This window comes from Actinocrinis sp. (assembly GCF_035605935.1).
Taxonomy (GTDB): Bacteria; Actinomycetota; Actinomycetes; order Streptomycetales; family Catenulisporaceae; genus Actinocrinis.
Window position 1 is genome coordinate 1 of sequence record NZ_DATNGK010000029.1, and the last position, 2,932, is coordinate 2,932.

General features: G+C 68.0%; 3 protein-coding genes. 1 reads left to right on the forward strand and 2 read right to left on the reverse strand.

Annotated features, from left to right (window positions below):
• Nucleotides 1-296: 296 nt before the first annotated feature.
• Both VN779_RS02610 and VN779_RS02615 read right to left on the reverse strand, forming a co-directional pair.
• A complete protein-coding gene (locus VN779_RS02610; protein ID WP_325719729.1) occupies nt 297-1,169 on the reverse strand; it encodes a hypothetical protein in 873 nt (290 codons plus the stop codon).
• 206 nt (nt 1,170-1,375) lie between these two features.
• The gene (locus VN779_RS02615) at nt 1,376-1,924 is read right to left on the reverse strand and encodes a hypothetical protein (protein WP_325719731.1); all 549 of its coding nucleotides are present in this window, start codon (nt 1,922-1,924) and stop codon (nt 1,376-1,378) included.
• 384 nt (nt 1,925-2,308) lie between these two features.
• On the opposite strand from VN779_RS02615, the gene VN779_RS02620 reads away from it, so the two are divergent.
• On the forward strand, nt 2,309-2,932 hold a 624-nt coding region (locus tag VN779_RS02620; RefSeq protein ID WP_325719733.1), incomplete at its 3' end, for an LLM class flavin-dependent oxidoreductase.

The window sequence follows — 2,932 nt, forward strand, 5'->3', positions numbered from 1 at the left end:
TGACTTGCCCGCCCCGGCTTTCCCTCCGATAGCCAACGCCGACGGCGTGTTAGGTGCCGCGGTGGCGAAGTGGCGCACTCGCGCCCACTCGCTGGGGCGGACCCGCTCGGCGGCCACCCAAACCACCAAACCATCACAGCACACCTCGCGGTGAGGGCGTGCGCCAATAGCGCACAGCTTGGGATCTGCGTGACTCGCAAGCGATTCGCGGCCCGGGCGCCGGCCTGCTCACGGCGAAGTCGACGCAGGCAGCAACGCCTCCGGCCGGGCGGCACGTCCGGCGTTCAGCTCCCGGTTCAGGCTGCTGCTCCCTCCACCCGGACCAGCGCCGCGAGCGCGTCGGCGAGCGCGGCCGAAGGCTCCGGAAGGTCGAGATCGGCGCGCCACTGGGCTCGCGGTCTTGCGTCGGCGAGAACTCTGTCGAGTTGACTCGGTGACGCGAGTCGAGCTTCGGCGATCGCGTCGGACCAGGAGAGGAGGATGGTCAGCTCCGACGGGGAGAACGGTGGTGGCTCGGCTGTCTGCGCGGTTGCGGGTGCGGGTTTTGGATGGGCCGCGCCCGCGCGAATCTGGGTGATTCGCGCGAGCCTCAGGTCAGCGGTTGTGCGTTCCGGGGTGCGGCCGTCGGCCGCTCGTCGAATCGCGGACGATTCGTCGGCAGTGAGCAGGATGGCCTGCGCGTCAGCGTCGAGTGCGATCTCATGCGTGCCGCGCCCGCTGTCCTTCCAGAGCGCGACAACAGATGACGGCGGATGGTCGGCAGGCCGGCCCGTGCGGACCATACCGTAGGAAGTGACGGTGAGTACCGGCGATCCCGGGTCGTCCACCAGGACGCTCGCATACCGCGCGGCCCAACGAGATGAGAGCTGTGGACCGTCGAGGAGGAGGGCAACGAGGAGGGTTGGGCCGACGAGGCGGATCACATCGATGACCTCGTCGATGTGGGCGAGGTCCTCGCAGACCAGTGATGCGATCGTGTATCCGTCGCCGCGTTCGATCAGCTGAAGTGATCGGGGGCGGAGTTCGAGCGCCTCCCACCAACGCACTCGAGGGTCGAGCACCGCACCGAGGTGATATTGCTCGATTTGGCTCTGATCGAGCGACCATCGGTGATGCTTGTCTTGGCGGTAGTGCCACCACCGCCCGTCGAGCCGTTCGCCGAAGTGCACCCAGCTGTGCACAGTTTTGGTCACGGCCTCGACGCTAGGAGCGTCGCCGTGTTCATAGATCCGCTCAGGCTACGGAGATTCCTCCGTTCTACAGCGCTCCCCCGGCGGCTGGAATCCGTAGAACTGCGGACCTTTTCATCGATTCGGTCCTTGGCTGTATCAAAATGGGGCTCCGGGCCTCCTTTCGTCACCCTGTGGCGGGACTGTTAGGTGGGGCAGGCCCCATGCAGCAGCTGTACCGGCGGTCCACTTCCGCGGGTCTCGGGGGCGCAGCCGGTCACGACGAGCCGGCCCGCGCGATACCGGAACGTCTGCCAATAGTTGTGCCCCTGCGCGAAGTTGGGGCGATAGTCGTTGGCGGTGCCGATCACGTCGAGGAAGCCGTCGTCATCGAGGTCGGCCGCGCGCGGCTCGCCGGCGACGGTGACGGCCTCCGCTCCGGCCGGGTGGACGAGCCGGCCGCCTTGCAGCAGGAGAATCTCCGCGACGCCCGCATGCATCCCGAGGCTGTCGAGCAGTACGCAGTTCGGCTCGGACCGGCCGGCGATGCACGTCAACGACCCATTCCACCCGTCCCCGCGTGGCGAGATCCACCACTGCACGGTGACTCCGTGATCGAGGAGCTCGACCACGGGCCGGCTCTCATAGTTCTGCTGGTCCGATCCGAGCCACAACCGCACGGCGTACTGATCACGCAAGGTCACTGTCTGCCGCAGCCGGCAGGACCAGGGATGGCAGCTCGCCGGCGCGGGCACCGAGGTAACCATAGGCGCGCTTGTCGACGATGACCCGGTTGACGGCCGAATCGGGCTGCTCGGCGAATCACGCGGCGCGCCGCCGCTGCTGCATGAAGCAACGACTACGACGAGGGCAGCGCAAACCAACCACTGCAGCGGTCCAGCACGCCGCGACGCGCGTCGAGCCCGGCGGGCACTCATAGCCTCCCCCTGCCGGGTGAATATCCACCCAAGACCAGTGGACGACGATCGGGCGGGGAACGCGATCACCTGACCGCAACGAATCGATAACGTCCATCGCTCAGGCCGGCCACCCGGCGGTGGACCCCTCCCAGGCGGAGCGGGTCGTCATTCAACGGCGAGCGGCCCGCGTCGTCGGATCAGTGGCCGTAGTCTGCGGCGGTGTCTGCGACCGGGTTGGCGTTCAGCTTGTGTGTGGATCTTCAGCGGCCGTGGTCTGAAATCCGATTGATCGGCGAGGCGGCTGATTCCGCCGGTTGGCACTCGATCTACGTGCCCGATCACTTCATGCCGCACGAGACGGGCAACCGTGCGGCCGGCGGTCCCGTCCTGGAGTCGTGGACCTGCTTGACCGGGCTGGCGATGGTTACCCGGCACATCAGGATCGGCACCCTGGTGCTCGGTAACACGTACCGGCACCCCGCGGTGGTGGCGAACATGGCGGCCGCCCTCGACCAGCTCAGCGCCGGTCGGCTGATCCTTGGTCTTGGGGCAGGCTGGCAGGCCAACGAACACCTCGCTTATGGCATCGGACTGCCCACGGTGCCCGAGCGACTGGATCGCTTGGCCGAGGCGTGCGCGGTCATCCACGCGCTGACCCGCGACCGGGCGGCCGCCTATCAGGGCCGCTACTACGCACTGGTCGATGCCTACTGCGAGCCGACACCGATCCAGTCGGCGCTGCCCATCCTGGTCGGCGGCGGCGGCGAGCGCCGCACGCTGCCGATCGCGGCTCGCTACGCGGACGCCTGGCATACCTGGGCAACCAGCGGGGACTTCGGCCGC